Genomic DNA, 23,265 nt, shown 5'->3' with positions numbered 1-23,265 from the left:
ATTAAAATAATGTCTTCTTATGTAAAAATAACCCGTTTTGTCCTAATTGGTTAAACGAAAACTCAAACTTAAAAGTAAAGTCGTTTACGGTCCATAGATCAAAGCCTACACCTCCACCCAGCAACAATCGATTGGGCAGTCTGTTATCACCCGGTTCGGGATGATACACATAACCGGCATTGCCGTAAACTTTTCCATATATCTTTAATGGGATCAAACGGTCGGTAAGCCATCTGAGGGCTGGAATACTAAAACTGAAATTAGTAAGCTGTTTGAAAAGCGTCACATTTACGAGTCCTCCGGCTACACCGTCCACCACATAAGGTTCATAGCCGCGCAGGTTCATATCGTTATAGCCCAGAATTGGTAAATTATAATAAGGTTGTTTGAAGGGAAACTTTACTGTACCTAATGCTGAAATATTGTAAAAGGTTCGATATCCCAGATGCCAGTAGCCTTGCGCCTTAGCCGTAATTTGCCAGAGGTTGTGTTTGGAATTTACTCCTTGCTTTGTAACAAATAACTCGCCTGCATGACCGCTGGTGGGGTAGGGTATATAATCCAAGTTTTGGTAGAGAAGCCGGTAGTAAAACTCCGGATACCAAACTTTCTTTGCTCCGTTTTTAAAATAATTGGGATTGGTGATAAGAACGGAATCTCCCACTCGCACCACATTGTAACCAAAGCCAAAAAAGTGTTTAGTGAAAAAAGCAGGACGATAGGTTGCCTCAACGGTACCTTTGAAAAAGTTGCGGATATAATCGGCGGTATCTTTTATAAATAGCTGTTTATCGTTAAGAGTAGTGGCATTGATTTCATGCGTTTTCCCAAGCGATAGATTAATGCTGGCACCCCATTTCATGTCTTTATCTACATAGGGTGTAGTATAGCTCAGTAATAGTTGTCGTGTATAACCGGTAATCAGAAAAAAGCGCAGTTTGTCGTTGTTTCCGGTAAGGTTATCATAGTTCAGTTTAATACCATAATCAAGTCTTTGAATACTGGCTGAGTTTTCAAAAAGCCATTCGTTCAAGTTGCGGTCGATAGGTTTTACATAAGGAATTGGATAGATATACCATTTTTCCTTTACAAAAATGCCTACATCGATATTGGCATCCTCAACATTTTTTATGAATACTTCCGCACGGTGGAAAAGCGTGGTATTCATGATTTGTATTTTGGACTGCGCAAAGATTTCGGGCAAGTGGTATAAGCGCACACTATCGCCTTCCTTAAAAGGTAGCTCGCGAAGTAATATGGCCGGACGTGTGCGTTTATTGCCCTCGATGATGATACTACGAACGTAAAGTTGCTTATCGCCAATGATATCTTTTAGACTGTCGAGACTAAAGCTGTTAGGTGCAATGGGAGAAGGATTGCTTTCAATATCTTCCTGGTGTTCAATGCGTGTAGTATCCTCCTGAGCAACAACTGTTGTACAGGTGCCGAAAATTATTAAGAGCCACAACAAATATTTTTTAATGTTAATAAAATGCATGCTACCTCACAGATCTTCAGTGATACTTACTGGTGGTGCATTAAACGTTGAGATAACTCATCAAGTTCTCATAGTTGCTCTTCAGCTCATTGGCATACAGCTCTTCACCAAAATAGTATTTTACTTGATAATCGTATCGCTGAAAGGTAGCGACAATATCCGATACTTCAAGCTTATTTACCTTAAGCGTAATGAACATTTTTCCTGTTTCCTTATCTCGGGTAGTGTTGAGTTGCGTAATCTGGGCATCGTTAGACTCTACAAGCCGTGTAATTTCTGAGAAGGAGTATTGTATGGAGTCAATTTCCAGAACAATAAGTGCGCCGGGCTCTTCCAGTTCCATAAATCCGGCAACTTCTGCTAGTAGTTTGGAAGATTCTACAACCCCTTTAAAATGATGGTCTACATCAGTAACCGGCAGGATGCTCAGGTGTGACGTTACTGCCAATGACACGGCTTTTAACAGATGGTCATTGACATTAATGGATATTTGGATGAGTTTGTGTGCGATATCCTTAATGATCTGGGTTTCATCGGCGTTCAGTAGGGTTTCCTCGCGTATCAATCCTACGAACTCCTCATTTTCCACCACCGGAAGTTCCTGTACATGGCATTGGTACATTTGTTCCAGAACATAATCTACCCTGTCAGACAACCGGATCTGAGGTAGTTGTTCGTAGGATAAATTATTTACTAACATAGTGCCTTTTTTATTATAAGACTAAAATCTTCAGGCTTCTGTTGCAATCGCGGAGTGTTTTTTTAGGAAATTAAATAATATCCGGTTGAATTCGTCGGGAACTTCCATCATGGGGGCGTGGCCACATTTGTCTATAAAATGCAGTTCGCTATTGGGCAACAACTTATGAAACTCCTCGGCTACAAAGGGAGGCGTTACATTGTCGTTTTTTCCCCATATCAATAGGGCCGGAATTTGAATATTTTGTAATTCCTTTTCAAGATTGTTGCGGATAGCACTTTTGGCTAGTGCAATAATCTTGATAACCTTGAGGCGATTGTTGGTGATGGAAAAAACCTCGTCTACCAACTCTTCGGTAGCCATAGCCGGGTCATAGAAAGTATACTCTGTTTTTTTGCGAATATATTCCCTATCGCCTCTTTTGGGGTAGCTATCCCCCATGGCACTTTCAAAGAGTCCTGAGCTACCTGTAAGGGTTACCGTTTTCACACGATTTTTGTTTTCGTATTTCAACAGGTATACTAGCCCTACGTGGCCGCCCAATGAGTTACCTAGTAGATGAATATTTTTATAGTCCCTCAGTTCGATAAACTTGTGCAGATACTTGGCTAATCCGCTTACGCTGGTATGCAAAATATCCATATCCAACAGCGGAAGCATTGGAACAACTACCTTATTATAACGCTTAAAGAAATGAATAAGCTCGGTAAAGTTGCTCAATGCACCAAAAAGACCATGCAACAACACGAGGGGTTGTCCTTCTCCTTCCTCAATAAAACTGAATTTGTCGTGTTGTTTTATTTCGTATTGCATCTATAGTATCATTATCGCTGCTAATATATTGATTTTAATAATTGCTACACCAATTACTAATTTTTTTGTCCGAAGCAGCTAAAATAGACATTAGCGCCCAAACATGCGTTCTATCTGTTCTTTTTTAAACTCCAGATAAATGGGATTGCCATTAGGAGCAATATTGTATACAGAGCAGGCAAAAAGATTTTTTAGTAATTGTCTCATTTCCTGTTCGGTAAGTCGGGTACCGGTTTTTACAGCACGTTGTCGGGCCAGCGAGCGAATCAGTTTTTCTCTTTGGCTGAGTTTAAGCTCACTGTTGAAATGTTTGTATTGCTCGATGGTAAAATCGATAATCTGTTTTTCTTGGCCCGGCTCCAAGTCGGCAGGGGTACCTTGGATTACAAAACTATTTTTCCCAAACGGCTCTATAAGATAACCCAAAATTTTGAAATGTGGCAGCAATTCGTTGAGAATGACGGCATCGCTGGGCGTAATATCCAATGTGATAGGAAACATACTCCTTTGTACCGTAATGGGTTGCTGCTCCGAGGCTAGACTCATCTGTTCGTACAATACTCTTTCATGTGCTGCTTGCTGATTTACCAGCAAAAAGCTTTCCGTGGTGGGAAAAAGGATATACGACTGTAGTACTTGTGCCAATTCCGTATTTTCATCCACAGTAAAACCCGAACTAATTGGGGGGCTGATGAATGTGGGTGCGGAGTTTTCTTCTTGATGGTCGAAAAAAACAGGCTTTTTTTGAATAGGCTCGTAAAAATCTTTCCAGTGCTTTAGCTCCGAGGCGGAAGGTCTGTCGATAAAATGAGCCTGATTTTTTTGCGTAAACCCTTTATAAAGCGGCGAAGTTGTGACGATTTCTTTTTTGTCCTGTGTAAAAGGTTGTGATACCGAAGGTAGTTGCTGAATAGAGGCGTCTAGATCAAAATCAAGCGTAGGCGTGATACTGAACTGTGCTAGCGCATGTTTTACGGCTGCTTGCACAAAGGCGTATACAATTTTTTCGTCCTCAAATTTTATTTCCTGTTTGGTCGGATGCACGTTTACATCTACCTGACTAGGATCAATATCGATAAACAGCACATACATGGGAAAACTGTCTGCCGGAATCATTTCCTGATAGGCCGACATCACCGCATGATTCAAATAAGCACTTTTGATGAAGCGGTTGTTGACGAAGAAATATTGATCGCCCCGTGTCTTTTTAGCGGTTTCGGGTTTGCCCACAAAACCGTGAATATTCATATAGTCTGTTTCTTCGTTTACAGCCACCAGTTTGGCATTGTAGCTATTACCTAGCAGTTGTACGATACGCTGCTTCAGGCTGCCTTTTTCCAGATAAAACAGTTCTTGTCCGTTAGAAGTAAGTGTAAACCGAATTTCAGGAAAGGCCATGGCTACCCTTGTAAACTCCTCTACAATGTGCCGCATTTCGGCCGCATTGCTTTTTAGAAAGTTGCGTCGAGCCGGAATATTGAAGAACAGGTTTTTCATGGCAATATTGGTGCCTTTGGGTGTGGCTACCGGTTCCTGTCTTTGTACCACGCTGTTTTCAACTTCTAGTAAAGTACCGGCCTCGTCTTCTTCGCGACGCGTTTTAAGGGTAACTTGAGCTACGGCTGCAATAGAAGCCAATGCCTCGCCCCGAAATCCCATTGTTTTGATATGAAACAGATCGTCGATGTTCTTAATCTTGGAGGTAGCATGCCGTTCAAAACACATACGAGCATCGGTTTCGCTCATGCCGCAACCATTGTCAATAACCTGCAATAAGGTTTTGCCGGCTTCGGATACAATCAGCTTTATTTCCGTAGCGCCTGCATCTACAGCATTCTCCAATAGCTCTTTTACTGCACTGGCAGGGCGTTGAATCACCTCGCCGGCAGCGATTTGATTGGCAATATTATCGGGTAATAAAACGATTTTGTCAGACAATGTCTTTACAATTTTGAACAGACGAAGGTACGAGGAAAATACAAAAGCGAAAACCTTCTGCAGCAAGTTTTAAATGAATTGTAAGAAAAAGTACAGAGAATACATTTAGCGATAAAAATATTACTCTATACAGAAAAGAAATCTAAAAAAATTTTCTTGCCTAACGATCCTTATAATTTTTTGACACATGTCGCTAGACGTGTTGAAATAGTAGAATGTACTCTGCATTTCCTCTCATTTTATAAATATTAGGCGTTACATTTGTAATGCACCTATAAAATAGTAATGATGAAAAAGTTTGGTTTGTTTTTGCTGGCTACAGCCTGTTCTTTTTTTTCCTATGCACAAAATGATGCCGCAGCTCATAAGTGGGTGGAAGAAACCTATAAGAAATTGACCAATGAAGAACGCATCGCCCAACTGATTATTATTAGGGCTTATTCCAATAAAGGGGTAGAGCCTAATGTAGTTAACAGTATTAAGAAATATAACGTAGGTTCAATTTGCTTTTTTCAGGGAGGTCCGGTAAGACAGGCAAAACTGACCAATTATTATCAGAGCATTGCCAAAACTCCTATTCTTATTACTATCGATGGTGAGTACGGTTTAGGTATGCGTCTAGACAGTGTTACACAATATCCTTATGCTATGACGCTAGGTGCCGTCGCTGATCCTTCGCTGGTATATCGTACAGGTAAAGCCATCGGTGCGCAGCACAAACGTCTAGGAGTGCATGTAGACTATGCTCCAGTAGTAGATATTAATAATAATCCCAATAATCCTGTTATCGGCTTTCGCTCATTTGGAGAAGATAAATATCGTGTTGCCAAAATGGGTGTGGCTTATATGAAGGGAATGCAGGATGCCGGCATTATGGCTTGTGCCAAGCATTTTCCCGGACATGGTGATGTAGATGTAGACTCACACTTGGATTTACCAGTGATTAATAAATCGCGTGCCGAACTAGACGATATGGAGCTGTATCCTTTCCGTGAAATGATTAAGGCTGGCGTACAAAGTGTAATGGTAGGGCATCTTTCTGTACCTTCTATTGAAAAAGGAAAAAACCGTGCTACCTCTATTTCGGCTAATGCTGTAAACGGTATTCTCAGAAACGAATTAGGCTTTACCGGGCTTACTTTTACCGATGCCCTAGAGATGAAAGGTGTGGCAAAATTCTTTCCTGGTGGCACCATTGCCGTGGAGGCGCTGATTGCCGGTAATGATATGCTATGCCTGCCCGAAAGTGTAGAAGGAACGATTAATGCAGTGAAAGAAGCTATCAAGCAGAAACGCCTTTCTTGGAAAGATATTGAAGCTAAAGTAAAGAAAGTATTGAGGGCAAAATATAATTTAGGCTTGGCTCATCAGCAGCCCGTAGTGCTGGACAATTTGCTAGCAGACCTAAATGCAGAAACCAATGCTATCAGACAGGAAGTGGCCAAAAACGCTTTGACACTATTGAAACTTACCAATACTACTACCTTCAGAAATGAGTTTTTCTCTTGGCCTTTAAAGAAGGATCGTAAGATTGCTTATGTGGGATTCGGTACAAAGGAAAACAAAGCTCTGGGGGAGCGTTTGAAAAAAGATTTTAATGCTGATGTGTTTTATATCAAATACAACGAGCCTGCTAGTAAAGGAGGCATGGTGGTAAAAGCAATTGAGGAAGGGAAGTATGATGATGTGATCATCGGTTTTCATGATCTTACCTTGAGAAATACCAAGAACAACAATTATGGCATCACTCAGGAAGCACTGAAAAGCTGGTATGCATTGAATAAAACCAATGCTATTACTCTGGTGTTTGGTAACCCACTGGCCATAAATAGCCTCTGTGGAGCCCAATCTTTAGTAGTATGTTATGAAGATGATGATATCTTTCAAAATGTAGCGGCAGACTGGCTTCGCGGCGACTTTGTCGCTCAGGGGTCGTTGCCGATGAGTGTGTGTGCCTATAAAGCCGGCGATGGAAAAATTATTACAAATCCCGAAACGGCAATATTAGAGCCTATAGGCGACGAGCGTTTTGCTGAAGTTGATTCGCTGGCACAAGCTGGCATCAATAGAAGAGCTTTTCCCGGATGTGTAATACTTGCTGCCAAAGACGGCAAGATTGTTTATCACAAAGCTTTCGGAAACTATGAGTTCGAAAATGCTCCTGCTATGCAGCTCCACAGTATTTTTGATCTGGCTTCGGTTACTAAAATATCGGCAGTAACGGTATCCATCATGAAACTGGTGGAAGAGGGAAAGGTAGATTTAAAAAAAAAGCTGAAGGACTATTTACCGTTTACTCGAAAAACGAACAAAGCAGATCTGACTCTGGAAAACATATTGCTGCATCAGGCCGGTATGGTACCTTTCATTCCTTTTTATAAAGCCACCCTTGATGAGGATGGCAATCCTAGAACTGATCTTTATCGTTCTGCTCCGGAGCCCGGGTTTACCACACCTGTAGCTAGAAACCTTTACATACGCGACGACTGGAAGGATACCATCTGGGCGAGTATCTTGCAAAGTCCTGTTGTACCACAGGGTAGAAAGTACGAATATAGCGATAACGATTTTTGGTTTCTGGGAAAAATTGTGGAAACCGTATCCGGAAAGGCATTGGAAGAATACGTTCGGGATAATTTTTATATTCCGTTGCACATGACTACTACAGGGTATCGCCCTTTGGAACGTTTTCCTCTCGAACGAATTGTACCTACCGAAATAGAGTATGGTTTTCGCAATCAATTGATTCATGGCACAGTACATGATGAAGGCGCAGCTTTGGGAGGTGGTGTTGCTGGTCATGCAGGTTTGTTTTCCAGTGCATACGATCTTGGTAAACTGTATCAGATGTTATTGAACGGAGGAGAGCTGAACGGCCGTCGTTTTCTGAAATGGGAAACCATACAAAATTTTACGGCTTATCGTAGCAGCATCAGCCGCAGAGGCTATGGTTTTGACAAGCCCGAAAAAGATAATGACACTCGCCAACGTCCCTATCCAAGCCAGCTAGCCTCACCACAAACTTATGGACATACAGGGTTTACCGGCACTTGTGTATGGGTAGATCCTAAGTATAACATCCTTTATATTTTCCTTTCCAATAGAGTGTATCCTTCACGCAATAGCCAAGGCCTAGTTATCGATGGTAAAGATATTCGCGGCCAAATTCAGGATGCTATTTATCGGGCACTTGGTGTAACAGGAATATCCTAAGTTATTATAGGATGACAGATGAACAAGAGCCCTGCCATAAAGATACTTGCTGCTATTATTATTGTATGTATTATCGGCAGCTGTAGGCAGCATACTCGTCATGTGGAGCCTGCATTTTATTACTGGAAAAGCCAGTTTCAGCTATCTGGATTTGAAAGACTTCGTCTCGACAGCTTGCAGGTAAGTACACTTTACGTGAAGTTATTTGATGTGGTGTGGGATGAGCTTGCACAAAGGGCTTCGCCCGTTGCAAAGCTTGTAGTAAGGGATACCGGTTTTCTTAAAAATATCAATATTATTCCTACGGTATTTATCACCAATGAGGTTTTTTATAAGCTGGATAGTACTGCAATTCGAGTGCTGGCGCGTAATGTCACTTCGCTCATAAAAAAATATCAGCAACTGTACCGATTGACTACTTTTAAAGAAGTGCAAATGGACTGCGACTGGACTACTACCACTAGGCGCAAGTATTTTTATTTTTTAGAGGAAATAAAGCGGGAGTACTCAGAGCCGGAGCTATCTGCTACCATACGTCTACATCAGGTAAAATACACCGGCTCTGCGGGGATTCCTCCGGTACAGAAAGGTTTGTTGATGTGCTATAATATGGGTACACTACAGCAGAGCGATGCGGTGAATTCCATTATTAGTGTAAAGGAGTTTCAGCAATATGCAGGAGCTATAGATACATATCCTTTACCGTTAGATATTGGTCTTCCACTTTTCGATTGGTATGTGCTGTTTCGCGATAACAAATATGCCGGACTCTTTATGTCTATCAAACCTTCATTATTAAGCCGGTTTCGTCAAACAGATAAAAACCTTTTCGAAGTAATAGAAGATACGCTAGTGGATGGGCGACGATTGAAAGTCGGCGATAGGCTACGTTATGAAAACAGCAATATTGAAACCGTGCAGGCCGTTGCCTCCTTGCTAAATAAAAAATTGAAAGCTTCCCGATTACGTGTGGTACTGTATCATTGCGATTCAGTAACTTTAAGTAAATATCCATCGCATGAGCTGGAAAGTATTTACCGCAGTATGCAGCATTATTAGTGCTGCGTTGATATCTGTTCCTCAGAATATCATCGGATGCGGAGGCGGCATAGATCCCTATGATTATTATATCAGCTTTTTTAACCAATACGCTACATCACAAATTCGCTATAGACCTTTCTTTTATACGAATGAACTGTTTTTGTTCGATTATAACGAGCCGGTAAATACGCAAGAAACGCTGGTAAAGGAATGGGTATCATTTACGGGTAATACAGTGCCTGAGAAAGATGTGAGAGCTTTCATCATGAAATTTCCTGCAAAAGACATTCATACCCTGTATTATCATATTGAAAGAAAAACGCCCCCGACGCTTCCTGATTCAATTAGTCGCAATGGTATGTCGCAATTTTTCCTCAAGAAAAAAGACTTGGAAGCGCTCGGATATATTTTGTATGCGAAAAAAGTAGAGCCTCATGTATTGCCTACAGATGAGTGGGAACCGGTAACGCGCGATAGTATTACTATGGACAAGCTTATCAAAAACGGATTGCAACTATATAAAGTGGCAAAAACAGATTTGTTCAGGTTGAAATATGGTTATCAGATTGTCCGACTCGCGCATTACAATAATCATTATCAGGATGCCATTAGATACTATGATGAACTGGTGGCGGGCAATCCCGAGAAGAGCATCCTGCAGCCCATGAGCCTTGCTTTAAAGGCGGGAGCTTTGTTCCGATTGAAACAGCATAAAGAGTCGGCTTATCTCTTTTCCAAAGCCTTTCACATGAGCCCGGTGAAAATAGTTTCTAATTATTACGGTTTTAACTGGGCTGTGGTCAAGGAGGCGGACAGAGCATCATATCTATCATTGTGCGGCAACGATAGGGAAAAAGCAGAGATGCTTTCGTTGTTTGCGCTGCAGACACCTGAACCAGATTTGAATACACTGAAATCCATTTATCGTCTTTGGCCATCGGCTGATATATTTTCTACGCTTGTAGTAAGAGAAATCAACAAATATGAAGAAGATTACCTAACGCCGCGCATGAGCAAGGAATACGAGGATCAGTTAAACGGCATTTATTATTATTACTACTACTATTACACCCCAGCCGAGCGCGATAGTCTTTTACATATCAGACAAGAACCTTTAAGAGATTTTGTGAACTTTCTGCAGCACATTGCAACAGAGAAAAAGGTGAAGGACCCGGCGCTCATGTATCTGGCTGCCGCGCATGGAGCGTATATGCTGAAGGATTTTGCTACTGCTAGATCACTATTAACCAAAGCAGGACAAATGTCTTTGTCTCCTCGCTTGAAAGACCAATGGATGCTTACCAATCTGCTGGTAACTATTAGTCAGCAGGAAGTCATAGATGCGGCTTTTGAGGCCAATATACTGCCCTCAATAAAATGGTTGTATGAAAAAGCTTCAGAAGGAACGCGAAGAACTTCCGAGGGGGTGTTGTTGCATGAAAGCAACTCCGAACCCGCACAATGGTATCGCTTTTACAGAAACTTGATGATGGATGTGCTGGCTAAAAGATATGAAGCACAGGGCGATCGTGTAAAAACTTTGTTGGCCATGGGCTCCTCTGAAAGTCTGGGTATTGCAGGGTATAAGAGTGCCATCAGCTATTTGCGTAATTCTTTTGATAGCCCGCAAGCTGAAAAGCTTTATGATTTTTTGAGCGGTAAACAGTTTACGCCATATGAAGCATTTCTGGTAGCTAACAATACTATAAAGCTTGCCGATGTTCAGGAGTTTGTAGGTACGGCTTATTTGCGCGAATATCATTACGATAAAGCCGTGAGCTGGCTGCAGCAGCTGCCTCAGCAAAGAATTATTGAGAAAAATCCGTTTATCGATTTATGGTTTGACAGGGAAGAGCGTCTGCCCGGAGATACGGTAACCACTACTCAACTCGCTTACGCCCTTGAAATGAAAAAGCTACATGAGCTTGCTAAAACTGATAAAGCCAATGCAGCACAACATCTGTACAAAATTGCATTAGGACTTTACAATGTAACTTACTACGGCTATGCCTGGAATCTGGTGGAATATTTTCGCAGTGGTTCAGATGGCTATTTCGTTCCCCCAAATGCTACTCCTTTTCAGCGGGAGTACTACACGGCTGCTACGGCCGAATCTTATTTTAAAAAAGCACTGGAGGCCAGTGCAGATCCCGAGTTTAAAGCCAAATGCTTGTTTATGATGGCGCGCTGCAGTCAGAAACAGGTGGCAAAACCGCGTTATGGAGATTACGCGGATTACGATACATATGAAAAGCTAACTGATCGATATTATTTTGATTTCATGAATAATAAATATTACAGCTTATTGAAATCCCAATACGGGCAAACCGCATTTTATAAGGAGGCGTTGACGCGCTGTTCCTATCTTAGAGATTTTGTGGGGAAATAAAAATTTTTCTATACTTTTGCCCTCCTCTTAAGCAAAAGTTCTTTTTTAGAATTTGCCGTTTTTCGGCATCGGTCCTATAGCTCAGCCGGTTAGAGCACCTGACTCATAATCAGGGGGTCCCTGGTTCGAGCCCAGGTGGGACCACGATGGAAAGCCCCAGCGTTTGTTGGGGCTTTTTTTATGGATGTAGGCTATTATGACTTATGATATTCTCTAAATCAGCAGTGAGGGTACATCGGTTTTACTCAGACGCCATGAGAGGCAAGACTTCAGCATCATAATAATACCTTTTATGCCCAATCATTTACGGCCAACATACAAGAAGGGAAGCTTTTCTTTTTCAATCGTATGAGATATCTTCAGTCAAATCTTAAAGATAGAGGAGCATATTAAGCGCATTAAACGCAGAAAGTATATTCCGAGTTTGCAGCGATAATTATAATAACCATTCTAGGCAACTTAAAACGATGGGATAACTTTATCCTTGGCCTCACAAGCCAAACTTTCCTGTATAATTCACGCAGGAAAATTAAAAGGTTTATTATTAAGATAATCGCTCGCTAACGAAGTCTTTTTTCACACGTACATTTCTTTACATCGAGATGATGAAAATAGGAGAGGCTATATTCTTCAAGGGCTAATAATAATTTATTGAAAGCCTTGAGAAGGGCTGTATTATATTTGCTGCCAAAATATCCATTATGTATACGATTACAGATTATTCTATATATACAGCCAAGGCAGAGCTTCCTTATAATATAGCCGATGCTACGCATACGCTTACCGAACTTTCCTTTATCGTATTGCGCATACAGGTATCGAATGGAGTTATTGGTGAGTCGTATTTGCTGAGCTTTCAATACAGTCCGGAGGCCATTGTTGGGGCATTAAAAGATATTGGAAGTCTCGTTGTAGGTGAGCAAGTTCATGATACCATTAAAGTTTTGAAAAAAGCAGATGAGGCGAGTGAATACTTTGGCAAAGAAGGTATAAATCGCTGGGCACAAGGAGCATTTAATATTGCAATGTGGGATGCTTGGGGTAAAATACTGGGTCAGCCGATATGGAAATTGTGGGGTGTATCGGTAAATAAAGTGCCTGTATACGGAAGTGGAGGTTGGTTGTCTTATTCGATTGAGGAGCTGATAGCAGAGGTGAAGGCTTATAAAGATAGAGGTTTTAAAGCTGTAAAAATAAAAGTTGGTAAGCCAGACTGGAGAGAAGACCTAGAAAGGTTGCGACTGGTGAGGGAGGCTGTCGGAAATAATGTAGATATTATGATGGATGCCAATCAGGGTATGACAGTGTCCAATGCTTTATTGCTGGCAAGAGCTGCCCGCGATCTAAATATTCAGTGGTTTGAAGAACCCATAGACCATACAGACTTTCAGGGATATCAGTTTTTGCGAAACCAAGCAGGAATTTCTTTAGCTATGGGTGAGCGGGAATACTCGATGGTTCCGCTACGTGAGCTATTAATAAGAAATGCCATTGATATATGGCAACCCGACATCCTTCGTTTGGGAGGGGTAGAAGGTTGGAAAGCAAGTGCTGCACTGGCACAGAGTTACGGCATCCTTGTTTTGCCACATTATTATAAAGACTATGATGTTCCTCTTTTGTGTACTATACCTAATGGGGCAGGAGCCGAATCGTTTGATTGGATAGATCCGCTTATTGATCACCCTCTGGAAATTAGCAATGGTATGGCAAAGCCTCGTACAGAACCGGGATGGGGTTTTCAATTTAAAGATCAATTCTTGACCCAAATATTTAAGTATCGTGAATAAGCTTGAGCTACTTTTCTCATTAAAAGGAATTACCATTATTGTAACCGGTGCATCAAGTGGGCTGGGACTAGATCAGGCTATTACACTGGCCGAATGTGGTGCGAGGGTATATGCCCTTAATCGTACTGGGAACATCAAAACAAGGCAGGAAAGAGAAATACCGGATAATCTGATATTTAAGAAACTCGATGTAACGGATAGAAGTGAAGTAAGCGCTGTTTTCAAAGAAATAGGCGACCAGCATGGTATTGATGTGCTGGTTAATAATGCAGGTATTACCAAAAGGACGAGAGCAGAACACGTCACTGCAGAAGATTGGGAAGCCATTCATCGGGTAAATACCGATGCTGTATTTTATTGTTGTCAGGCAGCTTATCCCTATTTGAAGAAATCCAAACATGTGGGGCGCATCATTAATATCTCCTCCATGGCTTCTTATCTGGGCTTTTCAGAAGTAGTTCCTTATAATTCAAGTAAATCGGCCGTATTAGGTATTACGCGTGGCCTAGCCGTTGAATGGAATGCAGACAATATCTTGGTAAATTCTGTGTCGCCTGGCTGGTTTCCTTCTGAAATGAACCTGCAGGTAATGGATGCGGACAGAAAAGAAAAAATTTTATCACGGATGCCTTTGCATCGTTTTGGCAAGCCTATCGAATTGTCTGCAATGATTTGTTTTCTAGCTTCTCCATCCGCTACTTATATTACCGGTCAAGATTTCAGTGTAGATGGTGGGGCACTTGCTTTTGGATACTAAAGTAAATCATTATTAAGCAGCAATAGTATAGACTCTTTTATTAGCATTTCTACATCTTTTCTGTATAGTATCCCCCAATCTTCTCGAATGTTACTGGCTGCTCCGCAAATAACCCCATTATGCCGAAGTTTCTGTAGAATAATTCTTGATGAATGTGGGCTTGAGAACGACTTACAGACGTTTCTACTATCTGCCGTGACCACGGTATGGATGAGAGTAATATCTTTTATAATAGTCTATGTGTTTTTATTTATAATGTTGTAATAGCGCCGTCTTTTCACGCCTTCTTGGAGAACCATAGGAGAGTTGGAGTATGCCCCTTTGCTTTTTTAATTTATAGCTGAAAAATCTTTATGAATTTTTGATAGGAAAATGGAAGCTCGACTATCAATCAGAACAAGAGCCGGGTGATGCTGTGTAGTAATCAATCGAATAATAAAATGGATGCTTTACTGAATTAATTATGAGCAATTGTATTAAACATTCGAGACATCTTTTTTAATTCAGAAAAAGAAGAAAGATTTTAATAGTCAGCTCTCTGGCGTTCGTTTTGCTTATGAACTTCTATTTTTACTACAAATCTGAGTTGCATTTTAAGTTCTTTTTTGCGAGTATATAAAAAAGAAGATAAGGGAGGCTTTCATAAGATTAACGGGGTGCTTTTATGTAAATAAAAAATGCGTAGAAAAGTTCATCCATGAAAGTGAAGGAATATAAAATATTTACATGCAGCCCCCACTGTGCAAACGTTAGCACAGTAATTTGTCTTGTAAAAGTTTTTTTGCCCCTACGATTTCTGCTATCTTTCAATTTGATCTGGATTGCCTGAAGAATAGCCATCCAACCTCTGTATTGCTTTGTTAAATCGATAATTTTTGAGTCATGAAAATTCTGAAAATCGGGATACTGACGATTTTTTTAAATCTTTTCGTTGGCGCCCTCGCGCAGGATGTGAGTCTAAAACTGCAAAAATCTATAAAACTTACGGAAGCAGCTCGTTTACAACGGTGGCAGCAACTGAAACAACCCGTGTGGGTTGGTTTTGGTACTACGGCTATTCGTTATCAACAAGACATTCCTCCGCTGGAAACGCTTCAAAACAGCTGGAGCGCAACGGCATGGAAGAATGAAAAAGTTCACACACAAATTGTAGTGGCTTCAAAAAAGAAACTGGAGCGCATGAGCATATCCACAGAAGATTTAGTGCATACTACCGGACATCGTATTCAAAGTGAAAATATCACAGTGGGATTTGTGCAATACGTGCTGACTGATGAATTCGGCAATGGATGCGGACGCCGTAAGTCAATGGATTTTGATTCTTCGTGGGTGGCAGATATTATCAATACCGAGCTTACACAGATTGCGGTAGCAAGTTATAATACACAACCTATATGGATATCGATAAAAATTCCGCACAATGCACGGAACGGGAAGTACAGCGGTTTCATTACCGTAAAAGCCGATAAAGATTATCGCTTACCGATTACTATAAACGTTATCAATCGAACATTGCCTTCGCCACAGGACTGGTCGTTCAGATTGGATTATTGGCAACATCCGGCAGCCATTGCGCGCGTGCATCAGGTGTCGCTTTGGAGTGATAAGCATTTTGAGTTGATGCGTAAATATTATACCATGCTCGCAGAGGCCGGCCAAAAGATTATTACGGCAAGCATTGTAGAGGAACCCTGGAATCATCAAACCTATGATGATTTTCCGAGTTTGATTCAATGGACTAAAAAAGCTGATGGTACGTGGAAGTACGATTACTCTCTGTTTGATAAATATGTTGCTTTTGTGATGAGCTGCGGTATCAACAAGCAGATTAATTGTTATAGCATGGTTCCATGGAAAATAGCTTTTAAGTATTATGACGAAGCTTTACAAAAAGATACTGTCTTCACTGGTAAAATCGGCACTCCCGAATACAACGAGTTCTGGCGCAACATGCTTACCGATTTTACTGCTCATTTAAAAGCAAAGGGATGGTTTAACATTACTACCATTGCCATGGATGAACGTCCGATGGAGTCCATGCAAGCAGTGATTAGATTATTAAAGTCCATCGACCCCGAATGGAAGGTTTCACTGGCCGGAGATTATCATGCCGAAATTGAAAAAGACATTTTCGATTACTGCATTGCTTCTAAATGGCAATATCCGGAGGAAATACTGAGAAGCCGTAAACAACAAGGTAAAGCGAGTACTTGGTATGTATGTTGTACTGAAAAGTACCCCAACATGTTTACTTTTTCACCGCCTGATGAAGCGGTATGGGCAGGTTGGTACACGGCGGCTACTCGTATGGATGGATTTCTGAGATGGGCTTTTAATAGCTGGACCAGAAGTCCACTTACCGATAGTCGGTTCATCACCTGGCCGGCGGGCGATACTTATCAGGTTTATCCCGGTCCACTTACTTCTATTCGTTTTGAAAAATTGATAGAAGGTATACAGGATTTTGAAAAAATCAATCAACTTCGAAAAATGTATCAGCAGCACGGCGAAACAACGAAATTAAACCAACTGGAAGCTGCTTTGCAAACTTTCAAAATAGAACGATTATCAAAAGAATCGTCCCGACAGATGATAGAGCATTACAAGCATTTGTTAAATGAATAAATTAATATCTGACAGATCCTATACCCTGAAAAATTAGAATGGCAAAAATATTTCGTTAGAGGATAGTATTATTTAAAGTTAAAGGAATTAATAATTCCTTAATATTGGTTGGGGGTAAAAAAGGCTGATAGGTTAATAAATTAACGTGTGGTAAAGCGCAGAACCTCCTTCATCTATATTCATTTATTCACTTCTTTTAACTCGTTAATCTTAAGCTAACATTGGCGTTACAATTTGGTAATATGGCCGTAATAATGTGTTAACACAGCATGTTTACCTTTGCAGCAAATTTAAAGTGTGAAAAGAATTTTACCCGGCTTGTTTTTGTTAGTACTCGTTGTTTTTGCAACCGCCGGTCAGGCGCAAGGCCCCGTTAAGTTTAGCGGACAAGTGAAAGATACAGTTTCTGCAACACCCGTCGCCGGCGCTACCTTGACGATAACAGGCGCTGGCACTTTCAATACGCAAACAGATAGCCTGGGGCGTTTTGTTTTTAACATACCTGTCGGTAATTACAACCTGTCCGTTTCCAATGTTGGCTACGTAACTTATACTGAAGCAGTGGTAATAAACAATCAGGACAATGCTTTTAAAGAAATAAACCTTATAAAAGATAATAAGACCCTGCAGGGAATTGTTGTTACTTCAAAAGTCAATCGGGAGTCGGAAACCAGGCTGCTTACCGAGCAAAAAAAGGCGGTAGTAGCGATACAATCTATCGGAGCGCAGGAGCTTTCGCGAAAAGGTATCAGCAATGCTGAAACCGGCGTTACAAAAATTTCAGGTGTTTCTAAACAGGATGGATTAAAGAATGTATTTGTGCGCGGATTGGGCGATCGTTATAATTCCACTACGCTTAACGGGTTTGCCATTCCTTCCGAAGACCCGGAGTTTAAGAATATTTCACTGAGTTTTTTCACCAACGATATGATCCAATCCATAGGGGTAAACAAAGTATTTACAGCTTCTATGAATGGTGATGTGGGCGGCGCACTTATTGATATAAGATCTAAAGAACTTACAGGCAGGTCTGAACTACAGGTAAGCCTGTCATCCTCCATAAACAGCCAGGTACCGGGTAGCAGCTTTTATCTTCCGGACGGTGTGAATAAGCTTGGATATTCTTTTGCCTCCAAAGGACCCGCCCAAAAAGACCAACAATTCATTACAGATTATTCCGCCTTTAACACTTCGCTTGATCCTATAAAGAAAAGCACACCGATCAATAGCAGTATTGCCATTTCCGGCGGGAAAAAATTCTCGAACCGGCATAGCTTTTATCTTGTCGGTGCCATGAACAATACTTTTCAATACGAGGAAGGCGTAACACGCTTTATTACTGCAACCAATCCTCAGGATCCATACAGGGATTTAACCTATCAGCAATCCGAAAGAAATGTTTCTCATCTTTTAATGGGCAATCTGCAACTCAATTTTGAAAAAGGAAAACTGTTTTATAATTCTATGTATATGCATACAGGATCGGCATATGCGGCAGATTTTTATGGTAAAGAATCCGAAATTTTTCAGGTAGCACAGGACTATAACTATGAGGGGCTTATCAGGCGTCTGCAAATCAATGATAATACTCTTTTTATTAATCAGTTGATGTGGAGCGGAAACTTTTCTGACAGGTTAACCTATAATATAGGAGCCGGCGTCAACTACATATCCGGCGAAGAGCCTGATCGCAGAATACTAATGTTTCCTTCCATTGGCAACGGAATGGTACAACTGGCGGCAGGAGAAGGCAGAAACCAGCGGTTTAACAGCATGATAACCGAAACAGCTGTGCTGCCCAAAGTAAATGTTCAGTATAAACTTTTACCTAACAGTGAAAAGGTTTCTTATGTTGAATTAGGGTATGATGGAAGAATCAGTTCTAAAGATTTTTCAGCGCCGATATACAATCTTATATGGGCCGGAGGACAAGCCAATTCCCCTAAGTTTGACCGGAATAACATAGAACTTGATCAATATTTTAATCAGGAAAACTTAACCAATGGCTCTTTCCGCGTTGAACATTTCAATGATAAATACGATGTTAAGCGAAACAACCATGGAGCTTATATTGACCTGGTGCATCAGCTAAACGGCAAACTCACTTTGAACGCCGGGCTAAGAGCCGACAATATTTTTACCAAAATTAATTACGAAGTAAACCGCGGAGTAAATATAGGCTCAAACACCATCGAAGGATTCTTCTTTTCGCCCAGTTTAAATGCAAAGTATGAACTAAACAGCGAGCATCAGTTAAGAGCAGGTGTAAGCCGCACGTTTACGCTGCCGCAGGATAAGGAAATATCTCCTTTTATTTATTTGGGTATTGATGGAAACGAGAATGGTAATCCTAACCTGGAAGTTTCTACTAATTACAACTTTGACCTTAAATGGGACTGGTATATTTCTAATAGTGAAATGCTGACTTTAAACGGATTTTATAAATACATCGTGGATCCTATAGCCAGGGTGGATCAGGGCAATTCTGCAGGGTTAAGAACTTATGATAACGTATCTGATAACGCTGTTGCTGCCGGTGTGGAACTTGAGCTGCGCAAGCAAATACTGTCGCTTGCATCCAACAAACACCGCTTTAGTTTAGGCATGAACGGATCCTATATTTATACAAACGTAAAGCTGGACCCACAATTTTTTGTACAAAACACATCGTCTCAGCTCGAAGGAGCAGCACCCTATATTTTAAATGCCGATGTAACGCATAATCTGACAACGGATAAATTAAAGATGACCTCCACGCTGGTGTTTAATTATTTAAGCGACAAAGTGCATACCATAGGTACACGTGGGTATAACAACCTTATTGAAGAAAGTGTATCTACCTTGGATTTTGTAAGCCTGATAAACGTTAATAAACATTTAGGGTTCAGTTTTAAAGCAAAAAACTTATTAAACCCCGATTATAAACTTACCAGGAAAGGTGCTACAGAAACGAATATCCCCGCGGCGATAATACGCAGTTATAAGAAAGGTATGACATTCGATTTAGGGGTATCCTACAAATTTTAGTGCATTTCACCAGTGTGCCTGTTTAAATAACAATGATTCATTTTTAATTTTTTGGAAATTATATTTTAAATCAAGGGTTAACAATTTGTTCATGGTGTGATAACATTCTGTTGTTATACCTGTGATAATTTCGCCCAATAAAACGTAAATTATGAAAAGAATTCTCTTGAGCGTGGCTGTTGCAGCCTTATTCTTAGTATCGTGTGATAAGGACAACGACGATCCTACTCTAAAGCCAACTGCAGAAAACCTGAGTGGAAATATCTCTACAGATATGACGCTGGATGCGAGTATTACATACACATTAACAGGTACTGTGAAAATATTGAACGGCGGTAAACTCAGAATTCCTGCCGGCACCGTTATTAAAGCTGAAAAAGGGTTTGACAAATATATCCTTGTAGAGCAGGGTGGTCAGATATTTGTAAATGGTACGGCCGATAAACCTGTAAAAATGACTTCTGCTGCTGCAACTCCTGCTCCCGGCGACTGGGGCGGCTTAATTATCAACGGTAAAGCAAAAATTTCCGGTCCTTCAGGTACAACGCCTACCGGTACTACCGAAATCAACCCTGAAGTGCCTTACGGAGGCAGCGATGATGCTGATAATTCCGGTACGCTACAATATTTGATTTTGGAATACACCGGTGCAAAATCTTCTGCTAATATTGAACACAATGGTTTAACGCTTAACGCCGTGGGCAGCGGTACAATAATCGAAAACATTTACATACCTTATACTGCTGATGATGGTATAGAATTTTTTGGAGGTACTGTAAACGTAAAAAATTTACTGGTTGTAAATTCTGATGATGATATGTTTGATGGAACACAAGGCTGGCGCGGTACATTGGACAATGCTTATGGTGTTTGGGGAACAACATTTACAAGTGACGAAGAAGATCCTCGTGGTATAGAGTTTGACGGCAACTTAGATGGTAATACTCCCGCAGATATAAACCAGTCTAACGGTACTTTCAAAAACATTACCATTGTAAGCAAAGCGGCAAATATTGAAATGCAGGATGCCGTTAAAATAAGAAGAGGCGCCACAGCCACTATTACTAATCTTTTGATTAAAGGCACTAAATTTACAGACCTTATTGACCTGACAGATGGAAAAGGTACTGCTAACGTGGCAACCAATATCTCGTACAAAAAAGATGTTACTACGATATCAGGTAAAGAACTGAATAATACCGGCGTAACTGGTGCTACTGTAACTGCTAATACAACTAATACAGGCGCTAATACTTCAGTATTTGCCTGGACAGGGTTTACTGATTTCTAAATGAAGCTGTATCATATTTATAAAAAGAGTGGTCATAAAAGATCACTCTTTTTTTATAGATAGTTTTCTTATAAGCATATAAAGGAGCTGTATCAAAAGTTCAACTGGAACATTTGCCTGGAAATAGGTGAGCATTCCTGTTCAATGACTATTTTCTTCGGCTTTTCCGTTTTCCCCGCTATAAATATCTTTTGCCCCAACCTCTTTTTGCGCTATAACTTCATATTGCCAACTGTTGCACTTTTTAACAGAAGATCGTTATATAGAGAAAATGATTACAAGATGTATTTAAGAACAATTTTTGCTACTATTCATTGTATCTTGTAAAAAGCGGTCCCGGAGAGGACTTCGGATAGGCGTGAGGCAGAAGAGATTGCCGCAAAAAAAAATATTCTTGAGTTTTTTACGCTATGGGAAGTTGGAGGAGGCTGGACTCCTGTTAAAACCGGAATGAAATTGGGTATGAAATGACTATTGCTTTAAACCGTGACCAGTCCTTTATTAAACAAATTAAAACCGGGTCAGGTATCATTATACTTAACGGTGATTTTAAAGATACCACTATCAACAACCTTCCTTTTGTAGTACTGCATTTTCAAAATCTGTCCGATTCAGGAATACCAGCTACTGTCAGCTATCATTTAATACAGGCTTACGGAAATATTTATGATGACCGGGAATTGTTAGAACGGAGTGGCGTAGATAGTAGTGGGCTTGTATCATCCCCGTTCTCGATCGATGGCGCATATTTTTCTTACCGTAAAGAAAAATAGTATTTTTATACTGAAAAGCCGGTAATATACAGAAGAGGAGAGTTATAGGTGTTGGGGTATATAGACATACACGATCGATGATTGCTGTTGTGCATACTTTAACTTTAAAGGGATTTCACCCACTTTCAGCTCCTCCTCCTGTGGTGTAGGCTCGCAAAACGTGTATTGTTCGCCATTATAAGCTATAGTAGTTCCGATCGGAGTATCAAATTTTACGGCAACAGTTACATGTTCAGGATATGCCACCACTATCATAGGTAGATTGTACAGCTCCTTTACTAAAAAATAAAACAAGCTCACGCGGTCTTCACAATCGCTGTTTTCGGCCAGCAAAGTTTGTTCCGGCGTAAATCTTCTGTCTGTGCCATAGGCTTTTGTATCCGGCTCGTAAACGAAGGCATAGCGTACAAAATGCAATAAATAATCAATACCATCCGTAGTGCTAAGCGCCTTCACTTTGTTTTTAAGCAGAGGCAGCAGCGATTCTTTTGTTTCTTCGCTTACCGGCACATTCAGCCGCATATCATAGTCTACCACCGGGTAATTTTTGAATATCGTTTTTACATTGGGATTTACTTTTATCCTGAAAAAATATTCATTATGAGGCATGCTGAAATTGAGCTTTTTGACCACATAATCGTTTTTACTGAAATGGGGCAGTTTGGATATTCTGTAGGAAAACGCTTTCAGCGGAATATCAGGATCCTGTTGCAGGGAAAGCTCTTCAAACTCTTCTCTTTCAAAATCAAATTGCCCGTCGTAATCGTGGTAATTGATGCAGATATAGGCTTTATTATTTCTTACCCTGAATAACATGTTATAGATATTGTCATCCGACTGTATGAAAAAAACGATTTTAGAAGGATTAATGGCAAGTATAGGATCGTACCCTGATCTATACATCAGGAAGAATTTGTACAGTGTGTACTGCCAGTAGTTTTTTGTTTTAGGACTTAAAGTTTCGGCAATACGGCGTACCAGTTGGTAGTACATCCAATCATCTGGCTGTTGTGTCAGCCTGTAGGTGGCCAGCGCTTTAAAAACTTCCGTAAAATCGGCGTTTTCCATTAGCGATATAAACCGGCCAGCATTTGCCCCGCTGCGGTCGTTATCATTAAACTGCTGAAACATGCTTTTATTAACACTGTATTGCACCGGAGCTCCATAAAAATCAAAAGCAATAAGCTTTGGCTCTTTTTGCGCTGCTGTAATATATATACTTGTCAGTAATAACCATATGGTGCAAACACCCTTTATCATTTTCTATAAAGTTACAAAGGATAACAATTATTTAATATTAAATTTTGGGGCAGACATAAAAGTCATCGGCATTTTCTCCGAAGGCACTTTTTTAAATGTTAAAACTGCTGTTGCAATAAAACCATTAGCGGACGGAAACGTCTATAAAAA

14 protein-coding genes and 1 tRNA gene are annotated in these 23,265 nt (G+C 40.6%); 10 read left to right on the top strand and 5 right to left on the bottom strand.

Translation table 11 applies throughout. The annotated features are described in order from the left end of the window. Position 1: 1 nt before the first annotated feature. The 4 genes from PIECOFPK_RS02120 to mutL form a co-directional block, all read right to left on the bottom strand. Positions 2-1,468 carry a POTRA domain-containing protein gene (locus tag PIECOFPK_RS02120; protein ID WP_330974702.1) on the bottom strand — a complete coding sequence of 489 codons (1,467 nt, stop codon included), beginning with the start codon at positions 1,466-1,468 and terminating at the stop codon, positions 2-4. Positions 1,469-1,538: 70 nt separating this feature from the next. After that, on the bottom strand, positions 1,539-2,198 hold the full coding sequence (locus PIECOFPK_RS02115) for a CBS domain-containing protein (RefSeq protein WP_330974701.1): 660 nt from the start codon (positions 2,196-2,198) through the stop codon (positions 1,539-1,541). Positions 2,199-2,228: 30 nt separating this feature from the next. Next, complete coding sequence (locus tag PIECOFPK_RS02110) at positions 2,229-3,011, bottom strand: alpha/beta fold hydrolase (protein ID WP_330974700.1); 783 nt, start codon at positions 3,009-3,011, stop codon at positions 2,229-2,231. A gap of 90 nt (positions 3,012-3,101) precedes the next feature. After that, positions 3,102-4,949 carry a DNA mismatch repair endonuclease MutL gene (mutL, locus tag PIECOFPK_RS02105; protein ID WP_330974699.1) on the bottom strand — a complete coding sequence of 616 codons (1,848 nt, stop codon included), beginning with the start codon at positions 4,947-4,949 and terminating at the stop codon, positions 3,102-3,104. A 285-nt stretch (positions 4,950-5,234) separates the two neighbouring features. Here mutL and PIECOFPK_RS02100 point away from each other — a divergent pair, with 285 nt between their 5' ends. The 10 genes from PIECOFPK_RS02100 to PIECOFPK_RS02055 all read left to right on the top strand — a co-directional run bounded on the left by PIECOFPK_RS02100 (position 5,235) and on the right by PIECOFPK_RS02055 (position 21,855). Further along, positions 5,235-8,162, top strand: a complete 2,928-nt coding sequence (locus tag PIECOFPK_RS02100; protein ID WP_409966409.1) for a glycoside hydrolase family 3 N-terminal domain-containing protein — start codon at positions 5,235-5,237, stop codon at positions 8,160-8,162. An 18-nt stretch (positions 8,163-8,180) separates the two neighbouring features. Next, the gene (locus tag PIECOFPK_RS02095; protein WP_330974697.1) at positions 8,181-9,221 is read left to right on the top strand and encodes a hypothetical protein; all 1,041 of its coding nucleotides are present in this window, start codon (positions 8,181-8,183) and stop codon (positions 9,219-9,221) included. After that, a complete protein-coding gene (locus PIECOFPK_RS02090; protein WP_409966408.1) occupies positions 9,181-11,592 on the top strand; it encodes a hypothetical protein in 2,412 nt (803 codons plus the stop codon). The genes PIECOFPK_RS02095 and PIECOFPK_RS02090 overlap by 41 nt, the downstream gene beginning before the upstream one ends. Positions 11,593-11,662: 70 nt before the next feature. Continuing rightward, a tRNA-Ile gene (locus PIECOFPK_RS02085) sits at positions 11,663-11,736 on the top strand. A gap of 557 nt (positions 11,737-12,293) precedes the next feature. Then, positions 12,294-13,382, top strand: coding sequence for a mandelate racemase/muconate lactonizing enzyme family protein (locus tag PIECOFPK_RS02080; protein WP_409966407.1), 1,089 nt, complete (start codon positions 12,294-12,296; stop codon positions 13,380-13,382). Next, entirely contained in the window at positions 13,375-14,139 is a 765-nt protein-coding gene (locus PIECOFPK_RS02075) for an SDR family NAD(P)-dependent oxidoreductase (RefSeq protein ID WP_409966406.1), read from the top strand. Before PIECOFPK_RS02080 ends, PIECOFPK_RS02075 begins: the two co-directional genes overlap by 8 nt. 882 nt (positions 14,140-15,021) lie before the next feature. Then, the gene (locus PIECOFPK_RS02070) at positions 15,022-16,764 is read left to right on the top strand and encodes a DUF4091 domain-containing protein (RefSeq protein ID WP_409966405.1); all 1,743 of its coding nucleotides are present in this window, start codon (positions 15,022-15,024) and stop codon (positions 16,762-16,764) included. Between the two features lie 297 nt (positions 16,765-17,061). After that, entirely contained in the window at positions 17,062-19,791 is a 2,730-nt protein-coding gene (locus PIECOFPK_RS02065; protein WP_409966404.1) for a TonB-dependent receptor, read from the top strand. Positions 19,792-19,942: 151 nt separating this feature from the next. Then, positions 19,943-21,082: a hypothetical protein gene (locus PIECOFPK_RS02060; protein ID WP_409966403.1), complete on the top strand. Its 1,140-nt coding sequence runs from the start codon at positions 19,943-19,945 to the stop codon at positions 21,080-21,082. A 467-nt stretch (positions 21,083-21,549) separates the two neighbouring features. Continuing rightward, positions 21,550-21,855: a hypothetical protein gene (locus PIECOFPK_RS02055; protein WP_330974690.1), complete on the top strand. Its 306-nt coding sequence runs from the start codon at positions 21,550-21,552 to the stop codon at positions 21,853-21,855. A gap of 42 nt (positions 21,856-21,897) precedes the next feature. On the opposite strand, the gene PIECOFPK_RS02050 is transcribed toward PIECOFPK_RS02055, so the two are convergent. Beyond that, positions 21,898-23,115 carry a hypothetical protein gene (locus PIECOFPK_RS02050; RefSeq protein WP_409966402.1) on the bottom strand — a complete coding sequence of 406 codons (1,218 nt, stop codon included), beginning with the start codon at positions 23,113-23,115 and terminating at the stop codon, positions 21,898-21,900. Between the last annotated feature and the right edge of the window lie 150 nt (positions 23,116-23,265).

Source organism: Chitinophagaceae bacterium C216, assembly GCA_028485475.2.
Lineage (GTDB): Bacteria > Bacteroidota > Bacteroidia > Chitinophagales > Chitinophagaceae > Niabella > Niabella composti.
The sequence above is the reverse complement of the archived record's forward strand: the minus strand, read 5'-3'. Positions and strand labels throughout refer to the sequence as shown.